Here is a 255-nt window from a genome sequence, read left to right on the forward strand (position 1 = left end):
GTGGTGACGTACTCGGCGGTGACGACGAAGTGGGCGGCCTCGGGGAACTCGCCCAGGTCGAACGGGCGACGGTAGGCCCAGCGCTCCATCTCGCGGCCGGTGAAGGACTGGCCGGTGGCCGTCCAGCTCTCGCCCAGGGCCTTCTCCAGTAGCGGCTCGGCGACGACCAGCTTCTCGTTGCCGTCGGTGGCCACGACATAGGTGACGTCGGGGTGCGCGGCGGCCGCGGTGTTGGAGACCAGCGTCCACGGGGTG

At 71.0% G+C, this 255-nt stretch carries 1 protein-coding gene; it reads right to left on the reverse strand.

Features of this window, described 5'->3' with window-relative positions; all coding sequences use genetic code 11:
- Positions 1-255: class I tRNA ligase family protein (locus tag RM609_RS34375; protein ID WP_311616613.1), on the reverse strand; the 255-nt coding region annotated here is incomplete at both ends.

It is taken from the genome of Streptomyces hesseae (genome assembly GCF_031845785.1).
In the GTDB taxonomy this organism is placed as follows: domain Bacteria; phylum Actinomycetota; class Actinomycetes; order Streptomycetales; family Streptomycetaceae; genus Streptomyces; species Streptomyces hesseae.